This is a genomic window from Flavobacterium sp. N2550, from assembly GCF_025947265.1.
In the GTDB taxonomy this organism is placed as follows: Bacteria; Bacteroidota; Bacteroidia; order Flavobacteriales; family Flavobacteriaceae; genus Flavobacterium; species Flavobacterium endophyticum.
Window position 1 is genome coordinate 560,776 of the sequence record NZ_CP110007.1, and the last position, 24,375, is coordinate 585,150.

At 36.7% G+C, this 24,375-nt stretch carries 18 protein-coding genes and 1 tRNA gene; 6 read left to right on the plus strand and 13 right to left on the minus strand.

From position 1 onward, the window contains the following. Positions 1–152: 152 nt before the first annotated feature. Together OLM56_RS02465 and mce are read right to left on the minus strand one after the other, a co-directional pair. Positions 153–226 (minus strand) — tRNA-Ile (locus OLM56_RS02465). Between the two features lie 151 nt (positions 227–377). Beyond that, positions 378–779, minus strand: coding sequence for a methylmalonyl-CoA epimerase (gene mce / locus OLM56_RS02470; RefSeq protein ID WP_264528197.1), 402 nt, complete (start codon positions 777–779; stop codon positions 378–380). A 123-nt stretch (positions 780–902) separates the two neighbouring features. On the opposite strand from mce, the gene rbfA reads away from it, so the two are divergent. The 3 genes from rbfA (at position 903) to OLM56_RS02485 (ending at position 4,084) form a co-directional block, all read left to right on the plus strand. Then, positions 903–1,295 (plus strand): 30S ribosome-binding factor RbfA, encoded by a 393-nt coding sequence (gene rbfA, locus OLM56_RS02475; protein WP_121375489.1) that lies wholly within the window; start codon positions 903–905, stop codon positions 1,293–1,295. A 1-nt stretch (position 1,296) separates the two neighbouring features. Then, positions 1,297–2,493 carry an ABC transporter permease gene (locus OLM56_RS02480; RefSeq protein ID WP_264528198.1) on the plus strand — a complete coding sequence of 399 codons (1,197 nt, stop codon included), beginning with the start codon at positions 1,297–1,299 and terminating at the stop codon, positions 2,491–2,493. A 163-nt stretch (positions 2,494–2,656) separates the two neighbouring features. Beyond that, complete coding sequence (locus tag OLM56_RS02485; protein ID WP_264528199.1) at positions 2,657–4,084, plus strand: MATE family efflux transporter; 1,428 nt, start codon at positions 2,657–2,659, stop codon at positions 4,082–4,084. Between the two features lie 60 nt (positions 4,085–4,144). Here the strand turns inward: OLM56_RS02485 and dusB are convergent, their stop codons facing one another. The 3 genes from dusB to OLM56_RS02500 all read right to left on the minus strand — a co-directional run bounded on the left by dusB (position 4,145) and on the right by OLM56_RS02500 (position 7,376). After that, entirely contained in the window at positions 4,145–5,137 is a 993-nt protein-coding gene (gene dusB, locus OLM56_RS02490) for a tRNA dihydrouridine synthase DusB (protein ID WP_264528989.1), read from the minus strand. A gap of 88 nt (positions 5,138–5,225) precedes the next feature. Then, positions 5,226–5,675 carry a response regulator gene (locus OLM56_RS02495; protein WP_121375493.1) on the minus strand — a complete coding sequence of 150 codons (450 nt, stop codon included), beginning with the start codon at positions 5,673–5,675 and terminating at the stop codon, positions 5,226–5,228. Positions 5,676–5,801: 126 nt separating this feature from the next. After that, positions 5,802–7,376, minus strand: coding sequence for a L,D-transpeptidase family protein (locus tag OLM56_RS02500; protein ID WP_264528200.1), 1,575 nt, complete (start codon positions 7,374–7,376; stop codon positions 5,802–5,804). A gap of 350 nt (positions 7,377–7,726) precedes the next feature. Here OLM56_RS02500 and lepA point away from each other — a divergent pair, with 350 nt between their 5' ends. Next, positions 7,727–9,523: a translation elongation factor 4 gene (gene lepA / locus OLM56_RS02505; RefSeq protein ID WP_264528201.1), complete on the plus strand. Its 1,797-nt coding sequence runs from the start codon at positions 7,727–7,729 to the stop codon at positions 9,521–9,523. Positions 9,524–9,618: 95 nt separating this feature from the next. Then, the gene (locus OLM56_RS02510) at positions 9,619–10,581 is read left to right on the plus strand and encodes a helix-turn-helix transcriptional regulator (RefSeq protein WP_264528202.1); all 963 of its coding nucleotides are present in this window, start codon (positions 9,619–9,621) and stop codon (positions 10,579–10,581) included. Here the strand turns inward: OLM56_RS02510 and OLM56_RS02515 are convergent. The 3 genes from OLM56_RS02515 to OLM56_RS02525 all read right to left on the minus strand — a co-directional run bounded on the left by OLM56_RS02515 (position 10,576) and on the right by OLM56_RS02525 (position 15,752). Continuing rightward, positions 10,576–11,067, minus strand: coding sequence for a DinB family protein (locus OLM56_RS02515; RefSeq protein WP_182492969.1), 492 nt, complete (start codon positions 11,065–11,067; stop codon positions 10,576–10,578). The two genes, OLM56_RS02510 and OLM56_RS02515, sit on opposite strands and share 6 nt — an antisense overlap. Positions 11,068–11,224: 157 nt before the next feature. Next, positions 11,225–14,875 (minus strand): ABC transporter permease/M1 family aminopeptidase, encoded by a 3,651-nt coding sequence (locus OLM56_RS02520; RefSeq protein WP_264528203.1) that lies wholly within the window; start codon positions 14,873–14,875, stop codon positions 11,225–11,227. 1 nt (position 14,876) lies between these two features. Further along, positions 14,877–15,752 carry an ABC transporter ATP-binding protein gene (locus OLM56_RS02525; protein ID WP_121375498.1) on the minus strand — a complete coding sequence of 292 codons (876 nt, stop codon included), beginning with the start codon at positions 15,750–15,752 and terminating at the stop codon, positions 14,877–14,879. Positions 15,753–15,917: 165 nt separating this feature from the next. On the opposite strand from OLM56_RS02525, the gene thiL reads away from it, so the two are divergent. Further along, positions 15,918–16,964 (plus strand): thiamine-phosphate kinase, encoded by a 1,047-nt coding sequence (thiL, locus tag OLM56_RS02530; protein ID WP_182492972.1) that lies wholly within the window; start codon positions 15,918–15,920, stop codon positions 16,962–16,964. 1,138 nt (positions 16,965–18,102) lie between these two features. On the opposite strand, the gene OLM56_RS02535 is transcribed toward thiL, so the two are convergent. The 5 genes from OLM56_RS02535 to OLM56_RS02555 all read right to left on the minus strand — a co-directional run bounded on the left by OLM56_RS02535 (position 18,103) and on the right by OLM56_RS02555 (position 24,318). Beyond that, the gene (locus tag OLM56_RS02535) at positions 18,103–18,771 is read right to left on the minus strand and encodes a response regulator (protein ID WP_264528204.1); all 669 of its coding nucleotides are present in this window, start codon (positions 18,769–18,771) and stop codon (positions 18,103–18,105) included. 4 nt (positions 18,772–18,775) lie between these two features. Beyond that, on the minus strand, positions 18,776–20,815 hold the full coding sequence (locus tag OLM56_RS02540; protein WP_264528205.1) for a tetratricopeptide repeat-containing sensor histidine kinase: 2,040 nt from the start codon (positions 20,813–20,815) through the stop codon (positions 18,776–18,778). A 198-nt stretch (positions 20,816–21,013) separates the two neighbouring features. Then, a complete protein-coding gene (locus tag OLM56_RS02545) occupies positions 21,014–21,235 on the minus strand; it encodes a hypothetical protein (protein WP_182492973.1) in 222 nt (73 codons plus the stop codon). Between the two features lie 304 nt (positions 21,236–21,539). Beyond that, complete coding sequence (locus OLM56_RS02550) at positions 21,540–22,349, minus strand: LytR/AlgR family response regulator transcription factor (protein ID WP_264528206.1); 810 nt, start codon at positions 22,347–22,349, stop codon at positions 21,540–21,542. Between the two features lie 427 nt (positions 22,350–22,776). Further along, a complete protein-coding gene (locus tag OLM56_RS02555; RefSeq protein ID WP_264528207.1) occupies positions 22,777–24,318 on the minus strand; it encodes a glycine--tRNA ligase in 1,542 nt (513 codons plus the stop codon). Positions 24,319–24,375 lie beyond the last annotated feature (57 nt).

Consider the following 24,375-nt stretch of genomic DNA (forward strand, 5'->3'; position numbering starts at 1 on the left):
GGAAGATATAAAATTTCAACAACTTACAAAAATAATTAGGAAATAAAAATCTGCTACTTATAAATTTTGACTGTATTTTGCTTCTAAAAATCAGTAGATTATATTTTTCTAAAAAACAAAAAACCCTTCCAATTTTATTGGAAGGGTTTTCGTGGTCCCACCTGGGCTCGAACCAGGGACCACCTGATTATGAGTCAGGTGCTCTAACCAGCTGAGCTATAGGACCGGTTAAGAGGTTGCAATATTACTACTAAATTTAATATGTTGCAAATAATTTAGCAGGAAACTCGCTTTTTTAAGGTGTAAAAAACAAGCTGAACCTTTGCTTTTGCTTCATTCTTTTTAAGAACAACACGTTTTCTGATTTAAAAGCTTGCTTATCTTATTTCTTGGCACAATTCAATCAGTACACCATTTGTACCTTTTGGGTGTAAAAAAGCGACCAGCTTGTTATCTGCTCCTTTTTTCGGAATCTCATTCAAAACCGTAAAACCCTCCGATTGTAATCTTTTTATTTCTGAAACAATATCCTCAACATCAAAAGCAATATGATGGATCCCTTCGCCTTTTTTTTCTAAAAATTTAGCAATCGGGCTTTCAGGATTGGTAGCTTCCAACAGCTCTATCTTATTGGGGCCATTCATAAAAAAAGAAGTCTTCACGCCTTCGCTCGCTACCTCTTCCATTTTATAAGCAGGAGCACCGAAAAGCTTTTCAAAAAGAAGATTCGATTCTTCTAAGTTTTTTACTGCAATGCCAATATGCTCTATTTTTCTCATTGTTTGTCTTATTAGTCTTGATATCGGCAAATATAAAAACTTATTCCCTTTCCTGCCGCTTCAATCTTTTACCTTTGTTACTCAGAACCTTTGCCACTCTAAAATTAATCGTATTTTTGCAGGATGGAAACAAACAGACAGAAAAAAATAGGAAGCGTTCTCCAAAAAGATTTGGTAGACATCCTTCAAGGCGAAGTGAGAAAAAATGGAATCCCGAATTTAGTGATTTCTGTTTCTAAAGTTAGCGTAACCTCAGATTTATCAGTAGCAACCGTACATTTAAGCATTTTCCCACCGGAAAAAGCACCTGAATTATTGGCTGCTATAAAAACAAATACGCCATTAATCAAGCACGACTTGTCTCAAAGAGTACGCTTGCAATTGCGAAAAGTACCTAACCTTACTTTTTTTATTGACGATTCGTTAGATTACATCGAAAAAATAGACAAAGCCCTAGCTGGCAAAGAAAATCCAATAGAAAACCGTGACCTGTTAGAAAAAAGAAAAAAATCATAGCTTGAATTTTCCTTTTTACATAGCGCGACGTTACACTGTAAGCTTTAGCAAAAGCAGCGCCATCAATATCATTACCGGCATTGCTTCTCTAGGAATTATCGTAGGTGCCGGCGCTTTGTTTGTGGTGCTTTCTGTTTTTAGCGGCCTAAAAGACTTCAGCCTTTCCTTTTCAAACGATTTTGACCCAGACCTTAAAATCACGAGCACTTTAGGAAAATCTTTTTTCATCTCCCCAGAACAAGAGAAAAAAATCGAAAAAATCAACGGAATTGCTACAAAAAGCCGCATCATTGAAGAACGTGTTCTTTTTTTATATGAAGGAAAAGAGGTCGTGACATATCTTAAAGGCGTCGACAGCATTTATTCTAAAATCAATAACGTCGAAAAAAGCCTGAATATAGGTGAATGGCTGGAACCTAAAACACCGCAAGTTGTTGTAGGCTATGGAATTTACCAAAAACTTTCACTCGGATTATTAAGTTACAGCAATCCGTTAGAAGTTTATGTGCCAAAACCAGGAGGTACTATTAATAATGCCGAACAAGCTTTTAACAAATCTGCTATTCTTCCTGTAGGCGTTTATGCCGTCAGTGAGGAATTGGATGAAAAATATGTTTTCGCCGATTTGAATCTGGCTCAAGAACTTTTAGAATTCAAGCCAAATCAAGTAACCGGAATAGAATTCAAGCTTAAGCCTGGAGCTGATGAAGCCGCTATTTCTGAGCAACTACAAACCATCTTCAACAATACATTAACCGTAAAAAACAGAGCACAACTAAATGACTCACTGTATAAGATGCTAAACACAGAGCAGACCGCTCTTTATCTTATTTTTACGCTGGTAATCATACTTACGCTTTTTACCTTGGCAGGAGCTATTATCATGCTGATTATCGATAAAAAAAGCAATCTTACGACCTTATATAATTTGGGTGTCGAAGTCAAAAACCTACGAAAAATATTCCTGTTTCAAGGTTCTATCTTGACACTTACAGGTGGCAGTATTGGCTTAATCCTTGGAATCATTATTGTGCTTCTACAGCAAAAATATAATCTTGTCATGGTTACACCTTCCATGCCCTATCCCGTAATTTTCAACATAGAGAATCTGGTTATTGTTTTAGCAACAATCTTTTCGCTTGGCTTTATTTCTTCACTCATAGCATCCAGCCGAGTAACTAAAAAATTGCTTGACTAAAAAAACATTTCTTCCTTAAAAAAATAATCATACATTTGTAATCCAATACTTAAAACTATGATTGTGTTTGTTTTGGCCTAACCACTTTTTAGGCCGCCTTGATTAATAATTTTTTTCCGTCGCCTTAAAAACAAGGTGTCGTTCACTATCATATTAAATAATCATGACACAATCAGAACAAAAACAAAGTTTTTTATCTCGCATATTTATTACAATTAAGCAATCTCTAAAAGGAGAGGCAGATTTCGATTATACCTCCGGAAATATCCGCAAAGCAGTTATCCTATTGGCCATTCCTATGGTCTTGGAAATGATGATGGAATCTGTTTTTGCCTTGGTCGATTTGTATTTTGTCGGCCATCTCGAAAACAGCAGCTTTGCCATCCAGACTGTTGGCCTTACAGAATCTGTCTTGACAGTTATCTACTCCTTAGCCATCGGTTTAAGTATGGCCGCGACGGCTGTAGTCGCCAGAAGGATTGGTGAAAAAGATCCTGTAGCCGCATCCAAAGCGGGAATGCAAGCTGTTGTAATAGCAGTTGCCATCAATACTGCCATTAGCATTTTCGGATTTTTATACGCTACAGAAATATTAATGCTCATGGGAGCTTCTCCAGAAGCAGCACTCCATGGTACAAATTTTACAAGAATAATGATGGGCGGAAGCCTCTGCATCGTATTGTTGTTTCTTATAAACGGAATATTCAGAGGAGCTGGAAATGCTGCCATAGCAATGAAAAGCCTTTGGATTGCCAACATCTGCAATATTATCTTTTGTCCTATTTTGATCAATGGCTTCGGACCTATTCCTGCCTTTGGCTTAACTGGCGCAGCAATAGCAACAACTGCGGGAAGAAGCATCGGCGTACTATATCAGCTGTATCATTTATTTAATGGAAAAGGCATTTTAAAAATTGTCGCTTCTTATCTTATTCCAGACTGGAAACAAATCAAAGCGATAATCAAAGTAGCGGCTCCTGGAGTTTTACAGTTTGTCATCGCATCTTGTAGCTGGATTTTTCTAGCGAATCTTGTTGCCGTAACAGGCGGAGACCATGGTTCAGCTGGATATCAGACCGCTTTACGAATCATGATGTTCTTTATTCTTCCAGCTTGGGGACTAAGTAATGCTGCTGCGACTTTGGTCGGACAAAATCTAGGTGCTAAGCAGATTGAGAGGGCTGAAAAATCGGTAATGCAGACTGCAAAATACAATGTCATTTTCATGGCAACCATCATGGTGATTACGCTTTTGGGAGCCGAATATATTGCTGGGCTCTTTACCAATGACCAAGGAGTGAAAGAAATCGCGGTAGAGGCTATCAGAATCATGAGTCTTGGCTATATTTTCTACGGAATCGGAATGGTTTTAATCAATACTTTTAATGGTGCCGGAGACACATGGACACCGACTTGGATTAATTTCTTCGGATTCTGGCTTTTCCAAATACCATTGGCTTATGTATTGGCTAAAAAGCTAGGAATGGGACCAACAGGAGTATTTATGGCTGTGCCGATTGCAGAAACGGCCATCACCATTGCAGGTTACATTCTTTTCAAAAGAGGAAAGTGGAAACGTATTGAAGTCTAAAACAAAAAAGGCCTCAGGGTTATGAATCCTGAGGCCTTCTTATTTATATATTTTTTTTATTTATACGAATTGGTAACCGCCAAAAACTTCTTGGATTTCATCCAATGTTCTAAACAAGCCTTCGGCATCATCGGTTGTGACTAATTTTTGCTTGTATTCCTTGAAACCGGGAATGCCTTTGAAATAATTAGTATAATGCCTTCTCATTTCTACAATTCCGACTCTTTCTCCTTTCCAATCCATAGACCAAGTAAGATGATTCCTTGCAGCCTCGACCCTGTCTTCCATAGTCGGTTGCGCTAGTTTTTCACCTGTCTTGAAATAATGCTTGATTTCGTTAAAAATCCAAGGATATCCAATAGCCGCTCGGCCGATCATCATCCCGTCAAGACCAAATCTATTTTTATATTCTAGTGCTTTTTCTGGAGAATCAATATCGCCATTGCCAAAGATAGGCATGGTAATTCTAGGATTATTTTTGATTCGCTCAATATGTGTCCAATCGGAATGGCCTTTATACATCTGGGCTCTTGTTCGAGCATGTACCGTTAAAGCTTGTACTCCAACATCCTGTAATCTTTCGGCAACCTCATCAATATTAATGGAATTTTCATCCCAACCCAGCCTCGTTTTTACAGTTACCGGCAGGTGTGTACTTTTGATTACAGCTTTGGTCAGACGAACCATCAGATCTACATCTTTCAAGACTCCGGCTCCGGCTCCTTTACAGACTACTTTTTTGACAGGGCATCCGAAATTAATATCCACCAAATCAGGATTGACTGTTTCTACTATTTTGGCAGAAAGCGCCATTGCTTCTTCGTCGCCACCAAAAATCTGGATTCCAACTGGCCTTTCATAGTCAAAAATATCGAGTTTCTGACGGCTTTTCATGGCGTCACGGATTAGGCCTTCAGAAGAAATAAATTCGCTATACATCAAATCCGCCCCATGAAGCTTGCACAATCTGCGGAACGGCGGATCGCTTACGTCTTCCATAGGCGCTAAAAGTAAAGGGAAATCAGGTAATTCTATTTTGCCAATCTTGACCATCTTCTTCATTTTGCTGCAAAATTACGAAATTTTGATTTAATGAAAACCTAACCTCATTTTCGGCATTCCGACAAGAAAAAACTTAGTATCAAATTGCCAGGAAAAATTTCTGGAAATTGAATGCGCCTGAGTGTTCTTTCCAATTAATCTTAAGGACTTCATTGAAAATTTTTCTCATGTCTGAAAATTCGACCGGCTTATTGACATAAAGATTGGCGCCATTTTGATAGGTGGCTTCCTTGTCTTTTTCTGAACTGGACGTTGAATAGATTACCACGGGAAGATTTTTATACTTTTCGTTCTTCCTGATTTCGATAAGACAGTCTAGGCCTGATAATAGCGGCATATTTAAATCCAAAAATAAGATGTCAGGAAGTATGCTTTTGTCTTCTCCTCTAAGATAGTCAAGCATTTCTTTTCCTTTGGCAAACGAAAGCACTGATTTTATTTCGCTGAAATCATCGGCAACTTCCTTAAAAAGCAGGTGCTCTTCGTGGTCATCGTCCAAGAGAGCGATGGCTAATTTGTCTTTTTTCATAAGTAGGTTATTTATGTGGGGCATAAATGTGGCATGTAAAGTTAGCAAAAAACTCGTTTCTTGTTTCATTACAGCAAAAAAAAGACCGTGCCGTTGCACAGTCTTTTTTCTACATTTTTTTATGGTTTATTGCTTATAGAGCAAAGAAGCTAATCGGCTATCTCTGTTGTAGACATCGTCAAAAAAGCTCACATTACCTTCTTCATCGGCCGAAGCTGTAAAATAGGCTATATAAACAGGAATTTTCTTTTTCAGTGCATAACTATTCTCTTTTCCAGCATGCATTGCTTTGTCTATTTTTTGAGGCGTCCAATTTTTATCGCCTTCCAAAATTGCTACGGCTAAATCTCTTGCTTTTTCAACACGTACACAACCGTGGCTAAAAGCTCTGCTTTCTTTATTGAACAGGCTTTTTGCAGGACTGTCATGCAGATAGATATTGTTTGAATTCGGAAACATAAACTTCACCAATCCAAGAGAGTTTTTATCACCCGGCTTTTGACGTACTTTTCCGTTATTCCATTCCATGTTATGATTTGCGAGGTAATTTTTGTCTTTTGCCATTCCGGGCTTTATTTCTTTTTCTATAATGCTCTTTGGAATATTCCAATAAGGACTAAAAACGAGATAGCTCATCTGGCCGCTAAAGACAACTGTCTTATTCATTTCTTTTCCAACGACAACATTCGATTCTAACTTTACCTTTCCATCTTTGAAATAACGTACTCTGTAGGAAGGAATGTTCACGGCAATGTATTCGCCGTCTTTAGTATAATCCGTAGAAATCCAACGGCAGCGCTCCATATTTACCACAATAGATTTAATCCTATCTTGGACAGAAACATTCAGATGCTTGATCAAATCTGGCGTAATAAGATTGTCCATTTCGCGAGCATTTCTTTTTTTATAGCTTGTAAGTCCTTGCAAAAGTTCCTTGTCAAATTGGCTTTTTCCAGAATCTTTGCTTAAATCGCCTGAAACAAAAAGCCTTTTCCTAACCTGTGCGATAGTCTTAGAGCTGTCACCAGGCTTAAGGGACTTGACGCCTCCTTCCATCTCGATTGTTCCCCAGCCACCTTTTTTTTCAATTTCTCTATAGTGCTGCAAGCCTTTTTTTAGGTTGTAGTAAAGCGGCATTAATTCTGAATCATCTTTTTTCAGAAGATTCGGGTCTTTCATAAGCGTATCCAAATAGGAAACATAGGAGCCTTTTTCACGTGGCAGATACCAACCGGTCTCCCTGCTTTCTTTTGGATCTATGCCATGAAGAACATTTTTAGCATAGAAAAAATACATAGACGAAATCAGCAACTCCGAAGACAAATCTGGATCGCTTTTTTCTTTGGCTTCGTAAAAAAGATCGTTTATCTGTTCTTTGTAGGGAATTTGATTCTGAACTCCTTCTGATTTTATCTGATTGACTTTATCAAACAAGACTTCGGCAAATTCGATAAGTCCATCACGATCGTACCAGATATAATGGTAATCGTGTTTTTTATATAACTCATTTATTTCGGGCTGAAATTCTTTAAAATCAGGATATTTTGAAAAAAATCCAGCTATTTTGGTACTGTCAAAATGAATTGCATTTTCTTCTGCGTGGACATCAATGCCCGAAAGATCCTTGTCTTTCTTCTTGCAGGATGTTACCGAAAGCAGGCAGGCTAAACTAAAGGCTATTATTGAAATTACTTTTTTCATGAGGTTTGTTCTTTTTACTAAATATAGGAAATTTATCTTTGGATTAAAACCTTTGTGCCCAAACAAGCCTGATTTTAACTCAAATTTGATAAATGTTGGCTCCGATTCTTGCTAAAAATTCCCCTTTCAACTTAACAACTAAAAAACTATATTTGCCGATTAAATCCTTACCTTTAAGGAAATAAAGCGGTAAGCGAAGAAAAGAGCTTGTTTTTAAGCATAGTTTTTTTCGTGAATGCGTGAAGGATTGGACGAAAATCCTTTTTCTTTTTTCTTTAAAAAAGAAAAAGATTGGAGGGAAAGCCTGACCCTTGAGGTCAAGCCCAAATTAAATTTGATATAAAACGAAGATGAAACATATTAGGAATTTTTGCATTATTGCACATATCGACCACGGAAAAAGTACGCTTGCTGACCGTTTGCTTGGAGCAACACAAACTGTCACGGCTCGTGAAGAAAAAGCCCAATTGCTTGACAACATGGACTTGGAGCGCGAGCGAGGCATTACTATCAAGAGCCACGCGATTCAAATGGAATACCGTTATAAAGGTGAAGATTATATCCTAAACTTGATCGATACTCCGGGACACGTCGATTTTTCGTATGAAGTTTCTCGTTCGATTGCGGCTTGCGAAGGCGCGCTTTTGATTGTCGATGCGGCGCAAAGCATCCAGGCACAGACTATTTCTAATCTATACCTAGCTTTGGAAAACGACTTGGAGATTATTCCGGTTTTGAACAAAGTAGATTTGCCAAGTGCTAATCCGGAAGAAGTCAGCGATGATATCGTGGATTTGTTAGGATGCAAATTAGAAGAGATTATCCATGCCTCTGGAAAAACCGGATTTGGAGTTGAAAACATCTTGTCGGCAATTATTGAGCGAATTCCTCCTCCAAAAGGAAATCCAGAAGAACCGCTTCAAGCATTGATTTTTGACTCGGTTTATAATCCTTTTAGAGGGATTGAGGTAATCTTTAGGGTTATCAACGGACAGATCAAAAAAGGCCAGAAAATCAAATTTATGGCTACTGGCAATGAATATTTTGCCGATGAAATTGGTACGCTTAAGCTAAACCAAGTTCCAAAACAGGTGATTTCTGCAGGTGATGTTGGTTATCTGATTTCTGGAATTAAAGAAGCAAAAGAGGTAAAAGTTGGTGATACGCTAACCGATGCCAAAACGCCGACAACCAATATGATTACAGGATTCGAAGATGTAAAACCAATGGTTTTCGCTGGAATTTACCCTGTAGACACCGAAGATTATGAAGACTTGAGAGCTTCGATGGAGAAACTGCAGCTGAACGATGCTTCTTTAGTATTTGTTCCTGAAAGTTCTGCAGCATTAGGATTCGGTTTCCGTTGCGGATTCTTGGGAATGCTTCACATGGAAATCATCCAAGAACGATTGGAACGTGAATTCGACATGACCGTAATTACTACGGTTCCTAACGTTTCGTATCTGGCGTATACCAAAAAAGACCCAGAAACTGGTTTTATAGTAAACAATCCTTCTGACCTTCCTGAGCCTTCAAGGCTGGATCGTGTTGAAGAACCGTTCATCAAAGCTACAATTATTACAAAATCTGACTTTGTCGGAAACGTAATGTCGCTATGTATTGAAAAACGCGGTATTATCACGAACCAAACCTATTTGACGACAGATCGTGTTGAATTGACATTTGATATGCCATTGGCCGAAATCGTATTTGATTTTTATGACCGTTTGAAAACGGTTTCAAAAGGATATGCTTCGTTTGACTATTCTCCAATCGGAATGCGTACTTCTAAGTTGGTAAAACTGGATATTTTATTGAATGCACAAGGTGTTGACGCGCTTTCTGCTTTGATCCACGAAGACAATGCTTATAATATCGGTAAGAAAATGACCGAAAAGCTACGTGAACTGATTCCAAGACAGCAGTTTGACATTCCGATCCAAGCTGCGATTGGTGCTAAGATTATTGCCCGTGAAACGATCAAAGCCTTAAGAAAAGACGTTACTGCAAAATGTTACGGTGGAGATATTTCTCGTAAGCGTAAGCTTTTGGAGAAACAGAAAAAAGGTAAAAAACGTATGAGACAGGTTGGTAACGTTGAAATTCCGCAAGAAGCTTTTATGGCGGTTTTGAAACTAAACGACTAGTTCTAAAAAATAAAAAAAGAGAGAAACCTCGACAGCGAAAGTTGCCGAGGTTTTTTGTTTTGGCGTATATTTGATTTGGCAAATAGTTTTCAATTATGATGGACGAGTCTCCAAAAAGGTTTGACAGGATTGTAGCGATTCTTATCCAACTGCAATCCAAAAAAATCATCAAGGCGCACGAACTGGCAGATCGCTTTGAAGTGAGCCTGCGCACCATTTATCGCGATATCCGCACTTTAGAAGCTTCTGGAGTTCCGATATATAGCGAAGCTGGCGTTGGCTATTCTTTGTTGGAAGGCTACCGATTGCCGCCCGTAATGTTCACGAGAGAAGAAGCCAGCAGTTTTATCGCAGCCGAAAAGCTTATGGAAAAATTTACGGATAAGGAATTGCGAAGCCATTATACTTCAGCGGCATTCAAGCTAAAGGCCGTATTACAAAGTTCTGACAAAGACTGGGTTTCAACGATTGAGTCGAATGTCTTGATGCAGCCTACTGGAAAATTATTTAATGAAAAAGTTCCGAATACGCTGGCAGTACTTTTTAAAAGTATTGCCGAAAAAACCCAAATCATATTATTATACCAAGCAATAGAAGCTGACGACACGACTGAAAGGCTTATCGAACCTGTTGGAGTTTTTCACGAAAACGACAATTGGTATACGCTCGGCTTTTGCCATTTGCGCAAAGATTACAGACAGTTCAGGGCAGACCGAATTCATCAAATCAAGACGACTGACAAGCCATTCACACTTGAGCATCCTGATTTAGAAACGTACATGCAAAAGGATCAGCAAAAATTCAGCACAACCCAAGTAAGGATTTTGGTCCCGAGAAAAATATCAAGGTATATTTCTTCGCAGAAAAAACACTATGGATTTGTCTCACAGAAAGAAGTAGAAGACGGAAAAGTAGAAATGACCTTTATGTCTCGCGATATCGAAGAAGGCTTTCCGAGATGGTATATGATGTTTGGCGATTATGGAACGATACTTGAACCCGAACGATTAAAAGAACGGGTTCTGGAATTACTTTCCAAAACCCGTTCTAGACTATAGTTCTCTTTCCCAAAAAAATGGCGGTTGGATATTCAAGGCTCTTAGATAAACGTAGCCTTGTCCTCTGTGGTGAATTTCGTTATCGATAAAATAAAAAATATTATCAATAATTGGAAATTCATACTGTCCAAAAAGGTTGAATTTTTGGCTGAAATCTGCAACATCCAGCATATTCCAGTACGTATTGATTTCTTCGGTCGCTTCATCCCATTTGCTCAAATAATCAGCTTTTGTGGTTCCGATATCTAATTTTTCTGCATACGGTTTTACATCGCGATTCACGATTCCTTTCATCGCTGGAGCACCGATTGCCAAAAGTTCCGAAGTTAGCTGTGCAAAGGTTCTCATTCCTCCTATTGAGAACTCAAAAAAGTCTTTTTCTGGAAAAGCTTCAATGACACGACGAGTTAAGGCACGGTGTCCTTGCCAATGTTTTAATAAATTTTCTTTCGTAATTACCTGTGGTCCTAGAGCTGTTGCATTCATAATTTCTTGTTTTTTATTGTTTACATGACAAAGTTAAACAGGGCTTGTGACAACAGTTTGTCAGCAGTATTTTCAAATTTTAAAAAATTTTAATTTGCATAAAAAAGCCCGCAGTCAAATGAGCTGCAGGCTTTATTATTACTGAATAAATTGCTTTTTAAAGCTTCCTTCTATTATCGTTTGAATCGGTATCGATGAGCTTGTTGTAAGGATCGATTCCTACTTCAACAGGCTTTTCGTCAATAACGATAACGAACTTATTATCTATTTTGGTAATCTTATGCTTTTTGAGATAAAGTTCTTTTTCTTTGATCTTGCCTTTTACGGTTTTCTCGCCAAAGATTCCGACCTCAACATAGTCATTGAGCGGATAGGATTCTACTGCATATTTCTCTCCTTTTGCTTTATAGGTAAGCGTTTTGCCATTTTCGTCTTTAAAGGATCTTTTTCCTTTTTCATCAGAACGGTACTTGCTTACTTGTGCATCAATTGTCACTTCGTATTTGCCGTTCGGCAATTTTTTAGAAGAGAAGCCTTTGACACGGTTATCATAAAGCGTGATGGTCTCAAACATATCCTTGATCATGTATTTCAGAGAATCCGGAGTCGCCTCGTTCAAATACGACACAAACTCGATAGAATTCGTGTAAGGAGCTTCTTGATACGCTACTTTCTGGATGTATTTTTTCAAGGCATTGTTCATGTTCTTCTCCCCGATATAATCGCTCAAGGTGTATAACACCAAAGATCCTTTGTTGTAATGAATGTACTGTTGGTTTTCGTTAAACATCAACGGTTGTTCCTTTTTGTTCTCAAAGGTCCTTCCCTGCAAATAACTATCCAACGCCTCTTTTAGGAACATACGCATCTGTGATTTTCCGTACTCATGCTCTAGCACTTTTAGCGAGCTGTATTCTGACAAGCTTTCGGACATCAACGTTGCACCTTGCACATTCGCTCCAATAACTTGATGCGCCCACCATTGGTGCGCCATTTCATGCGAAGTTATAGAAAATGGATAATCGACTGCATTTTCGTTTTCATCATCAACATGGGCTATGAAACCAACGGCTTCGGAATAAGGAATCGTATTGGCAAACGATTGGGCAAAACCACCACCGGTTCTTGGGAATTCAATAATTCTTGCCTGCTTGTGCTGATATGGCCCGAAATTTTCAGTATAATACTCTAGAGATTTTTTGATTCCTTTTATCATTCGGTCGATATTGTATTCGTGTCCTTTCTGATAATAGATTTCAATATTTACGTCTTTCCATTTGTCCTTTTTCACTTCATACCTTGCTGATTGATAGGCATAAAAATTTAGCATTTTTTGGTCCATCTTATAATGGAAATAATTTCTGCCGTTCTCTTTCCATTGTTTTTCAAGATACCCTGGCGCAATGGCAATCTGGTCGTCAGAAGTGCTGACTGTTGTCTCAAAATTTACCCAGTCGGCGTCGTTTGAGATATAGGTATTCTGTCTAGCGATGCTATCTGTAGCCTTAGCCATTCTGTCTTTAGGCTTCAAGCCATATTTTGCTCTTGTTTCATCATCTACAAGTTCTGCATCTTCAGAATATCCTATAGATGGGAAGTACATATTATTGATAAATGTACCATTTTCCAAAACGGGAGAGTGGTCTGTTATAAAGGTATTAGGCTTGTTATACACTTCAAAATCCAGTTTTATAGAATCACCTGGCGCTAGAGGAGATTTCAACCTATAGATGTTAAAATGATAAAGCGTATCCTTTGAAACCAGCTGTGCTTCTTTGTTGAATTTGAATTTGCTTTCGTATCCGTTATAATTCAGGAATATAGAATCGATGCTTTCTTTTGATTTATTCTTTAGGAAATAATAGCCTTTTGCCTTGAAATCCCTGCTTTTTGGATAAATATCCATCGCGACATTGATGTCTGTGGTTCTTGGTTGTGCATAATGCTGGTATTTCTTATATTTCTTTTCCCACTCGACAGCTTGCTTTTCGCTTTCTTTTTGGGAATAATATGGATTCGTAATATTATTTTCATAATAAATAGCACTTCCTATTGCTAAGAAACCTACTAATGCTACAATCATCGGAATTGCCAATCTTGGAGAAAAACGTTTTCTTGCGTTCGCAAATTTTTCTTTTGTCGACATTGGGATTCCTCTTCTCCAAAACAGTAATGCTGTGCAGAACAAGACGATTCCGAGCAAAATCCAATAGAATTTATAGAGATAGTAACCTTTTAATTGATGGCCATAGCCGTTCATGTCTGAATAGGCATAACCTGTATCTGAATTAAATTGGAAGATATCCTGCTCAACACCTAATAGCGGTAAAAATTGCAATCCTATAGAAAGAAGCATCAGGACAAAGAACCCTAAAAGATAGTTCTTGAAGATCGTCTGTACGAATACGGCCAATAAGGCCCAAGCCATGAAATTAAAGATTTTTATACCGTATAATTCGAAGAGATAATGTCCGATTTCAAAATTATAATAGCCGTGATACGACTGAATCAGCACTCCTGCTACCAATATTAGCAACAAAAGTGAAATCTGCATTTTTACGACCGCTATGAATTTCGAGAACAGCAAAACCCAATTCGGAATCGGCGTGACATCAATCAGATGGCTCATCCTAGTTGTATCAGCCCTGTGAATTAATATGCCCGCAAACAAAAATGTGAGTACGTTGATAAAAAGCGTGAAAGAACCACCTGAAATCTCTAACATCTGCCAAGTAACAGGATAAGTCTCTGTTCCAAAAATGTTACCTGTGGAAATTGATACCAGCAATAAAAAGAGAAGGCCAACAATCGAAATAACAATGAATGCCCAGTTTTTCAGTATAAATTTAAAATCAACACTAGACAAGCTCCAGGCTGTCTTTAAATTCTGCCAATTCGAATAGTCAAATTTCACAACCGGCAATTCGATTTTGGTTATTCCACCAAAATTATTTTTTATAACTCTTTCATTCTTTTTGCTCTTGCCGATAGTCAGAGCGGTTTGGCTGAATGAGAAATAATAGTAAAGCAATCCTAAAATAAGAACTGAAATACCCATCCAAATCAATCTGTTGTAAATGATTACGCCTTCAAACGGCAATAGGTTGTCATTCTGTTCTGAAATGGTCCAATACTTCGTATAATAGGACGCAGCTTCCATTCCAAAAGGTTCCCATAAAGCTACAACATATCTATTATCGATGTTTTGTGTAAAACTAGAAAGCACTACCTGCAACAATAAAATTAGGATGATTCCAATAAATCCTATAGAAATATTTCGAGTAATCGTGACTAAAGCAAAAATAATAACTCCGATAAAAAGCAAGTTCGGAATAACATAAATCAGATAAATTTGAGCATAAGCCACCGTATTAAAAGGCAACAGCAAATCTTGATTTGCCCACGGCAGGAATGATGCAGCAACAATTCCTAAAATAATGGTCAATGTGATTAGAATAACAACGAACAGGGAACTTAAAAACTTTCCTGCGATGTAATCTAGTTTCGTAAAAGGATAAGAGAACAATATCGTGTGCATATTGAACCTAAAATCTCTATATACAGAAGAACCTACGATTATGGGCAACAAGAAATAAATAAGAATATTCATTCTATTGATAAAACCGTTCAAAGCTGTAGGCGAATTGGCATAAGCATTAGAGCTTCTGGCCGCGGTCACACTATCAAAAACACCAAAACTCGCAGCTGCAAAAAGGAAAGACATTCCAAAAAACAGTATTACGAATATATAAAACGAAGGGTTTCTGAACCATCGTTTTAATTCAAAATTAAATATCGTAGAAAACATATTATTGGTCTGATTTAAGTGCTACAAAATATACATCTTCTAATTGCGGTGTTGCCGCTACGAAAGTCTCGTTAGGTTTTTCTGCGCTATAGACTTTAATATTCAAGGTATTGTCTTGGTTGTATTTTGAAGAAATTACATTAAAATCACGCTCGTAAGTTTCTAATTCTTCACGTGTAATTATTTTCGTCCATATTTGACCTTTTAGGTTTTCTTCGGCTTGTTCTGGAGTGCCTTGAGCCAAGATTTTTCCACCGTTTAGGATGGCCATTTCGTGGCATAATTCTTTTACGTCGTCAACAATGTGAGTAGAAAAAATAACGGTATGGTTGGTTCCGATTTCTCTCAATACATTCAAGAAACGGTGACGTTCGGCAGGATCCAATCCGGCTGTAGGTTCATCAACGATGATTAATTTAGGGTTATTCAAAAGCAATTGTGCAATTCCGAAACGCTGTTTCATACCCCCTGAATAGCCGCTTACGTATTTGCTTCTCTGGTCATAAAGATTGGTTACTTCCAACACTTTTTTTACCAGTTCCTTTCTTTCTGTTTTTGAAGAAATGCCTTTCAATCTTGCAAAATAATCCAACAATTTCTCTGCCGACATATTTGGATAAACGCCAAATTCTTGAGGCAGATAGCCTAAAATTTTCCTTAAAGCGATGTTATCTTCCAGAACATTGATTCCTTCAAATTCAATCGTTCCAGAATCTGGTTTCTGCAAAGTGGCTATAGTTCTCATCAATGATGATTTCCCTGCTCCATTCGGCCCTAAAAGGCCAAACATTCCAGAACCAATTTCTAGATTTAAGTTATCTAAAGCCTTAACGCCGTTTTTATACGTCTTACTTAAGTTGTTAATTTTAAGCTTCATAATTTGTAAGTATTTTGGTTGATTATATCAGTTAGACGGGGAAAGAATGATTTTGTTACTCTTTTGAAACTTCTTTTTAAAAAGAAGAACCTTCGTATAAATTTTAAAATGCACTCTCACGACCAAACTTTGTACCTTTGCATTTAAATTCATAGAAATATTATAATGATTGAAGATAAAAATCCGCAGCGCACAAGTTTATCCGATTTAGGAGAATTCGGGCTTATTAAACACCTGACAAAAAATTTCGAAATCAATCAATCGTCTACTCTGAAAGGCATTGGAGACGATGCTGCTGTTTTAGATTTTAAAGATAAAAAGGCTGTTATTTCAACCGACTTGCTTATTGAAGGCGTACATTTTGATTTGGCTTATATGCCCTTGAAACATTTAGGATACAAATCCGTCGTTGTGAATGTGTCTGACATTTATGCTATGAATGCAAAACCTACGCAGATTACGGTTTCAGTCGCTGTTTCGAATCGTTTTCCGCTAGAAGCTCTTGAAGAATTATTTGACGGGATAACTTTGGCCGCAAAAGAATACAATGTAGACGTCATCGGCGGTGATACGACTTCTTCTCAAAAAGGATTAATCATCAGCATTACTGCTATTGGTGAAGCCGACGAGGCCGAGCTTACCTACAGAAATGGAGCTAAATCAAACGATCTTCTTGTCGTTACGGGCGATCTTGGAGCGGCTTATATGGGATTGCAAGTTTTGGAAAGAGAAAAGCAAGTATTTCAAGTGAATCCAAACAACCAGCCTGATTTAGACGCGTATACCTATATCATCGAAAGACAGTTAAAGCCGGAAGCCAGAAAAGACATCCGAACGCTGCTACATGCCTTAGAAATAAAACCGACTTCGATGATTGACATTTCTGATGGGTTGTCTTCAGAAATCATTCATCTGTGCAAACAATCTGGAATTGGATGCAATTTATACGAAGAAAAACTGCCTTTAGATCCGCAGTTAATCAGTGTCTGCGAAGAATTCAACATCGACAGCACGACGGTTGCTATCAATGGCGGAGAAGATTACGAACTGCTCTTTACCATTTCTATGAATGATTTTGATAAAATTAAAGGAAATCCAAATTTTACTGTTATCGGACACATGGTTGAAGAAAGCGAAGGCATTCATCTGATAACCAGAGCAAATACCAAAATACCTTTAAAAGCTAGAGGCTGGAATGCTTTAGATAATTAAGATTTGGAATAGAACGTTATAAGATAAAAAAAAAGCGATGGTTGGGGATCATCGCTTTTTTTATTTTTCCAATTGGATAAGCAGTAAATTTGTAGGTTAAGTCAATTTTGGGGGCTGACAAAAGGGTGGTATTACTGGTCTTTCCTGCTTATTACGTTCTTGGGTTTTACTTTTAATCTCTTTAATGAAAAAACTTATACTTTATTACACTGTAAAACTACATCAGGAACTCATAAGTTGTTTACGGTTTTCCCGCATTTGTTTTACGGTTTTCCCGTAAAAGCTCTTTATTTCAAACTTATCATTCTAACAATCAAATCATTGATCCATTTTCTTATCGTTCAATAAGAAATATTCATTGTTTTTTATGATGGCTACTTTCTTCTGTTCTGAAGAATCTTTGGCTTCATGGGTCTTTGCTGTACGCATAGAACTATTTTTAATATTTGTCTCATTTTTACAGCATAACAAAACTGTAAATGTGGCTATAATGATTACGGTTTTAATCTTCATCGAATTCTCACTTTGTATTGAACGCTAAATTATCGAACAGGCGTTTATCATGTTTGCGGTTTTCCCGCATATATTTTACGGTTTTCCAGTTTTTGTTTTACGGTTTAGCCGTAACTTCAAAAGGCATAAAAAAAGCGGCACTTTGGGGAGTTACCGCATTTTTATTTTTTTTTGGAAATTGCAAGCTAGCTGATAAAATTTGTAGGTTAAGTCAATTTTGGGGGCTGACAAAAGGGTGGTATTATGTATTATTCTGCTGCTTGGTCCGTTCTTAGGCTTTTAACTTTTTTAAAAAAATCTTTTGTTTTGATTACATTGTAAAACTAACAATTACGAAATAAAGTTGTTTGCGGTTTTCCCGCATTTGTTTTACGGTTTTCCCGTAAACATTTCCGTACAACAGTTTTAAAAAAACCTCTTAATATAATAAAACAGAAAAGCTGCCTTTTATCATCTAAAAGACAGCTTTTTTTCTTAAGGAATCAAACTAGGAGGTTCGGCCTAATTTATTCTAACTCAAAATTACATTGCTAAATTACTGCTAATTGAAGCAGATTGTTTGCGGTTTTCCCGCATTTGTTTTACGGTTAAACCGTATAATTATTTTAAAGTCAAAGAGATAATTTTAAATAAAGCCTCTGATTCTCGCCTCATTGATCAAGTCTTCATCATTCCCTCCTTTGATTTTGAACAGGTCTTTAAGATTTAGCTTTCTTTTTTCAACGGCGCTTAACGATAGTGGCGTATGCAAAGGAATGTTTTTTGTCTTTACACCTCTTGACAGGTGGTAGAGTATCTGGCGATCGTATTCATCAATAAGATTGCTATCGCTGGATTGCTGGCTTACGAACTTGACAACCGTTTGACTGTAATAGTTTTCGTTTTTTAATATTTTATCGAATGCCGTTAGTAATTCGTCAAAAGTCAGATCATTTTTGATGATAAGCCCGTTGGGATTTATCGTCTTGATGATATTGTTTATTTTTAGCGATTCTGTATGCATTGTGAGCAGTATGACGCGGCAAGTCGGCAATACCGTTTTCATCAATTTGGCCAGATCTTCCCCTGATAGGATATTTTTTTCTTGATAAGGTGGCATGCTGATATCAAAAAAAGCAACATCATACGGAATCATTGTCGGGCTGGTCAAGATTTCATACGCAGACTTGCAGTCGTTTGCCTGGGTTATATTAAACTCAAAATCAGACGGATGAAATCCTGCAATCGTATTCTTATAGGCCTCGATAATAAAGGGGTGGTCATCGACAATCAGAATATTTAGTTTTTTTGCCATAGGGTTATGTTATTTTTTGATTGGTTTCCATTGGGAATGTGACGGTAATAATAGTTCCTTTTCCTAGTTTTGATTTCACATCAAAAGTACCTTCACAGGCATTCGCTCTTGAAAGCATATTCTGTAAGCCAATGCCTTTGCTCTTTTTGCTTACTGAAAATCCGACACCATCATCAGACACTATTAATCTCAGGGTCTTTTCTTGTTTTACTATTTCAATCTTAACATTTTCTGCTTGGGAATACTTATTTATATTCAACAAGGCTTCTTGAAGGATCCTATACAAGTTGATCTTAATATAGTTTTCTATTTTTTCCCACTCGATTTCCATATCGACTACAAAAGAAACCTTGGCTTGAGAAACCGTTTCTTGCTGTTCGATAAGATTGTTGACGATGCCGATAAAATTATTATTAAGCGCATGTTTTTCGCGATTCAGGTCGTGTGATATTTCGCGGATGTCTTGCTCTATATTTTTAAGTTCTACCAGATAATTGTTTCTGCTGACAATAGCTTCAGCATCTTGTCTTTTATTCAAGCTGTCTAAATTTAGACGAGCGCCAAATAATCTTCCTAAGATTCCATCGTGAAGTTCTTGAGCAATCCTGATCTTTTCATTAGCTCGTCCTTCTTCTATCCTATTCTGCTGGAACAACATCAGATTATAGATATCTTCATTGGCTTTTTGCTGCGCTTGCTTGAGCATCAACTCCTTGGTTTTTGACCGCTGATTTTTAATGACAAAAAGAAGAACTCCGATCATGACAACCAATCCGAAAAAGAAAAGTATGTTTCTGTTTTGTTCGGCTAGCTTATCATTTTGCTGGATAATTTCATCCGTTTCGAATTCAATTCTCGTAAATTTATCCTTGACTTTTCTCTCAGTTTGCTGAAGGCTATCGTTTATTCTAATATATTCTTTAGAATACAGGGAGCTCTTTAATGGCTCTACATTTGAAAGCTGCTTTAATGAGCTTAGCACATCACGTTGCCTATTAGATGATTTTGACAGCTTTAATGCTTCTCTTGCATATTTTCTAGAGTTTACAGTATCATTCTTTTCAGCATAATATTCGGAAAGATGTATTTTGTTAATTATAATTCCGGAGGTAACATCCAGACTATCTCTAATTTTCAACGCTTTATAAAACATCCCGGGGAGTTCATCAAACTCATTCAACCTAAATTTTGAATATGCAATATTGTCCAATAACATAGCATATATAAAAGGTTTTTCTTGAAATAGATTCTTTTCTTTTAAAGCACTTTCAAAATAAACAATGGCTTTTTTGTCGTTTTGCAGTTTTTGATATACGACTCCTAAGTTATTTAAAGAAGTGGCCTTGGATTGGTATTCTGCTGGTACGGCATTTGATTTTAATATCTCTAGTGCCTTATTATGATATTCTATCGATTTATCAAATTCATTTAACTCATTATAAAGAATACCTAAAAGGTTATTGGCTTCATACAGCAATTCATCATTATTTTCTCCTTTTAAGGATTTTATGGCTTGAAATACAGAAATTTCACTACCTAAAAATTCATTTTCGTTATACTGTAAAATAGCCTTATTAAGCTGTATCTTAGCAATATTAGGGTTACTCCCTATTTTATTATATAATTTTTCAGCTTTAGAATAATATAAAAACGCACTATCTGAAATAGATTTGAATCCAAAATAATCTCCAAGATAACTATATGCTTTAGCTATACTCAGCGTATCATTACCTTGTTTGGATTTTTCTATTATGATTTTTGAAATTTTTTGATATTCTTCAATATTATTCATATTGAAATATCTATTCGCAACCTTAAATAAATTTTTCCGGCTAATAGAATCGTTATCTTGGTTAATTATAATTGCAAATGCTTTTTTATTGTAGTCAAACCTACTCTCATAAGGCAATGTGTCTTCATTTGCTAAACGTAAATAAGAATCAAGAGTATCTGAAACGCTTTTTTCGGAAAAATTATCTTTCGTCTTTGAGCATCCAAAAAGCAAGAGACCAAGCATGAAAAACAAGTAGGTATTTTTTTTCAATAGTCGGAAAGTTTGTTCCCAAAAATAATAAAACTATTGACATAAAAATATCACAATTGAATAAATTACATGATTGTTTCTTTTTATAAATCATTTTAATGTTCAAAAGCAAAAACTATTATAAGTTTTTGCAGTTTAGAAATAAAAAAAACCAACACAAAGTGTTGGTTTTTTTTATTTTAAAGAACTACTAGTAGTTTAGTAATCTAATTTTTTATTTCCTCCTGCTCCTTGATTTCCTGTATCAATTGAAAGAGTTAAGTTCAATTTCGCATTAGCCGACAGCTCTTTGTTCACTGCAGTTATACCATCTAATTTTTTATTTCCTCCTGCTCCTTGATTTCCTGTATCAGTATTACCTTGTCCTGATAATAAAAAAGTAAAAGAGAATAATCCGAATGTTAAAATCGCTTTTTTCATAATGTTTTCATTTGTGGTTTAATGAATATGTGTAAGATTTGTTCTTGAAATTAGGGTGTGATGTTTGACTTTCACGGTGTAAAACTACTGAGCATCTGACAGTTATTGTAGTAATTGCTAGCCTCTATTGTAGAATGAGGCCGTTTGTGAGTAGATGATACCAATTTGAGAGTGAATGACCCATTTTCAAGAGTTTGCTGTTTTTTAAGCAATAAATAGCCTTTAAAAAAGCCCTAAAACCTTATAAATAGCGGGATTACGAAATAAAAAAGGAGAATAAAGAAAAAATTAGATTGCCGCTCTTTTAGATTTCCAGATAATTTGAACTGGAGATGACTGCAATAATTTGATCGACATTTGCTTTGTAGGATTTAGAGAACGGAAGCTTTGTAGTAGTATTTTTAATATAGCAGACCGTGTTTCCGGTGTGGATTCTGGAAACGTAATTTATATTGACAATATAGCTGTTGTGTATTCTATAAAATTGCGATGGCAGGACATTTTCAAAATGTTTTAGCGTCTTGAATGCCGTAATCATTTCGCCATTGTTTAGATGGATGTCGGTAGAATTATTATCTGCCTGGAAATAAAGAATATCTTTTGCGTCGATAAATCGGTAGTCTCCGTAAGATTTTATGCAGATAGTCAGTTGTTCTGGTTGCACTTTTAAGGGCTGGTCATTATCTATGACAAGCGGCTTTTGTATTGTTTCAGTCGGAACATTCGAAACTGGTAAAGAAATGCTCTTTTCAAATTTCAATACGGTCTTTCGGAAATCATTCAATTCGAATGGGGCTACGAGATAATCAAAAACCTCATGCTTTATTGCTTCTAAGGCTAGATTGCCATTTTTGGCAGTAACGACAATTTTGGGAATTGTCTTGAGATAACGATACAATTCATTAATCAGCGAAAGCGAAAGCTTACTTGCTTTATCTTTCGGATCGATTTCTAAAAAAACCAATTGGGGCTGGTATTCCAAAATGGCATTCAAGCCATCGTCATAATTATTCGCAGATGCAGCAAAGTGAAGGCTTTGGAATCCATCGGCCATACCTTGGATGCTCAAAACATTCTCTTGATTATCGTTAATGATAACGTACGAATAACTCATCAATTGCTGGTAACAAAATTTGTTTTTGGAAAAGCAATCCATTAAATGGTTGCTTATTTTGTCAGAGCATCGTGATTAAGTCAGTAAAATAAATTTAAACCGGATGGGAATAGTAGTTTTGGGGACTATATTAACTTAAAAACGGTTCTTTATCAACTGGATTTTAATTTAAAAGAATCATTTTCATTATTTTATAACATAAAATCATCAACTAATTTAATCTATTTGGTGCAAAAATAGAGTTGTTGTTAATACATTCTTAATTATTGTTGATATAATACTTTAACGGCTTAAAAAATCCGATAAAGTACGTCTTTTTAGCCGCCTGCACAGCGAAACCAATTTATTATGTAAAATAAAAATTCAGGAAAATAAAAAGGCTTTCCAATAAAGGTCAGCCTCTTTGTATTTTTAAAATAGTGAATTTTTACATTTTCATAAGCCAAGTCTTCATCGAAACTTCTCTATTGATGATATCTTTTAGTTCAGAAATTTTCACCCTGTCTTGTTTCATAGAATCTCTATGACGAATAGTTACCGTCTTATCTTCTAAAGTCTGATGGTCTACTGTAATACAGAATGGTGTTCCAAGTGCATCTTGCCTTCTATAGCGTCTTCCCACAGCATCTTTCTCGTCATAGGCAACATTGAAATCCCATTTCAGGTCTTCTATAATTTCTTGTGCCAATTCTGGAAGTCCGTCTTTTTTAACCAACGGCAAAACAGCTGCTTTTGTCGGTGCCAAAACAGACGGCAATCTCAAAACAGTTCGGGTCGATCCGTCTTCGAGAGTCTCTTCTTTTAGTGAGTTCGAGAAAACTGCCAAAAACATCCTATCTAATCCAACAGAGGTTTCCACTACATAAGGAACATAATTCTGGTTGGTTTCGGTATCAAAATACTGCAACTTTCTGCCTGAATGTTGTTCGTGCGCCTTCAAGTCGAAGTCAGTTCTAGAATGGATTCCTTCTAGCTCTTTAAATCCAAAAGGGAAATTAAATTCGATATCCGCCGCCGCATTGGCATAATGTGCCAGTTTTTCATGGTCGTGGAAACGATAATTTTCTTGTCCTAAGCCTAGAGATAGATGCCAATTCAGACGTGTCGTTTTCCAATATTCGTACCATTTCATTTCTTCACCTGGCTTCACGAAAAACTGCATTTCCATCTGTTCGAATTCTCTCATCCTGAATATAAACTGTCTGGCTACAATCTCATTTCTGAACGCTTTTCCAGTCTGAGCGATTCCGAAAGGTATTTTCATCCTTCCTGTTTTTTGGACATTTTGAAAGTTTACAAAAATTCCTTGTGCTGTTTCCGGGCGAAGGTATAAATCCATCGCGCTTTCTGCAGAAGCCCCTAATTTCGTTCCAAACATCAAGTTGAACTGCTTTACGTCAGTCCAGTTTCTGGAACCTGTTTCTGGATCAGCAATTTCAAGCTCTTCAATCAGGGCCTTCACGTCCTCTAGGTTTTCAGTTTCAAGAGAACGCGCCATTCTTTCAAGGATTTCTCTTTGCTTTGCTTTATATTCTACAACTCTTGCGTTTGTAGCAATAAATTCTTGTTCGTTAAAAGCATCTCCATAACGGGCTTTTGCTTTTTCGATTTCTTTCTGTGCTTTTTGGTTTAATTTTTCGGCATAATCCTCAATCAAAACATCGGCACGGTATCTTTTCTTTGAATCTTTGTTATCAATCAACGGGTCATTGAAGGCATCTACGTGGCCCGAAGCTTTCCATGTAGTCGGATGCATTAAAATTGCAGCATCAATTCCTACAATGTTTTCGTGCATTTGCACCATTGCTTTCCACCAATATTCGCGGATATTCTTTTTTAGTTCAACTCCGTTTTGTGCGTAGTCATACACTGCGCTTAAACCATCGTAAATTTCGCTTGACGGAAAAATATATCCGTATTCTTTTGCATGCGAAACTACATTTTTAAATAAATCGTCTTGTTTTGCCATAGTGCAAAAATATAAAAAGAGAATGAAAATTGCGGGAATTGTTAATTTTTTAAACTA

Excerpts from the sequence above, each read along its gene's own strand:
- OLM56_RS02520 (WP_264528203.1), bottom strand. The coding sequence starts at position 14,875 with ATGTTTTCTACGATATTTAATTTTGAATTAAAACGATGGTTCAGAAAC.
- mce (WP_264528197.1), bottom strand. The coding sequence starts at position 779 with ATGAGAAAAATAGAGCATATTGGCATTGCAGTAAAAAACTTAGAAGAA.
- thiL (WP_182492972.1), top strand. The coding sequence starts at position 15,918 with ATGATTGAAGATAAAAATCCGCAGCGCACAAGTTTATCCGATTTAGGA.
- OLM56_RS02535 (WP_264528204.1), bottom strand. The coding sequence starts at position 18,771 with ATGGCAAAAAAACTAAATATTCTGATTGTCGATGACCACCCCTTTATT.
- OLM56_RS02515 (WP_182492969.1), bottom strand. The coding sequence starts at position 11,067 with ATGAATGCAACAGCTCTAGGACCACAGGTAATTACGAAAGAAAATTTA.
- OLM56_RS02525 (WP_121375498.1), bottom strand. The coding sequence starts at position 15,752 with ATGAAGCTTAAAATTAACAACTTAAGTAAGACGTATAAAAACGGCGTT.
- OLM56_RS02550 (WP_264528206.1), bottom strand. The coding sequence starts at position 22,349 with ATGAGTTATTCGTACGTTATCATTAACGATAATCAAGAGAATGTTTTG.
- OLM56_RS02495 (WP_121375493.1), bottom strand. The coding sequence starts at position 5,675 with ATGAAAAAAGACAAATTAGCCATCGCTCTCTTGGACGATGACCACGAA.
- dusB (WP_264528989.1), bottom strand. The coding sequence starts at position 5,137 with ATGGTCAAGATTGGCAAAATAGAATTACCTGATTTCCCTTTACTTTTA.
- OLM56_RS02510 (WP_264528202.1), top strand. The coding sequence starts at position 9,619 with ATGATGGACGAGTCTCCAAAAAGGTTTGACAGGATTGTAGCGATTCTT.
- OLM56_RS02555 (WP_264528207.1), bottom strand. The coding sequence starts at position 24,318 with ATGGCAAAACAAGACGATTTATTTAAAAATGTAGTTTCGCATGCAAAA.
- OLM56_RS02545 (WP_182492973.1), bottom strand. The coding sequence starts at position 21,235 with ATGAAAAAAGCGATTTTAACATTCGGATTATTCTCTTTTACTTTTTTA.
- OLM56_RS02485 (WP_264528199.1), top strand. The coding sequence starts at position 2,657 with ATGACACAATCAGAACAAAAACAAAGTTTTTTATCTCGCATATTTATT.
- rbfA (WP_121375489.1), top strand. The coding sequence starts at position 903 with ATGGAAACAAACAGACAGAAAAAAATAGGAAGCGTTCTCCAAAAAGAT.
- lepA (WP_264528201.1), top strand. The coding sequence starts at position 7,727 with ATGAAACATATTAGGAATTTTTGCATTATTGCACATATCGACCACGGA.
- OLM56_RS02500 (WP_264528200.1), bottom strand. The coding sequence starts at position 7,376 with ATGAAAAAAGTAATTTCAATAATAGCCTTTAGTTTAGCCTGCCTGCTT.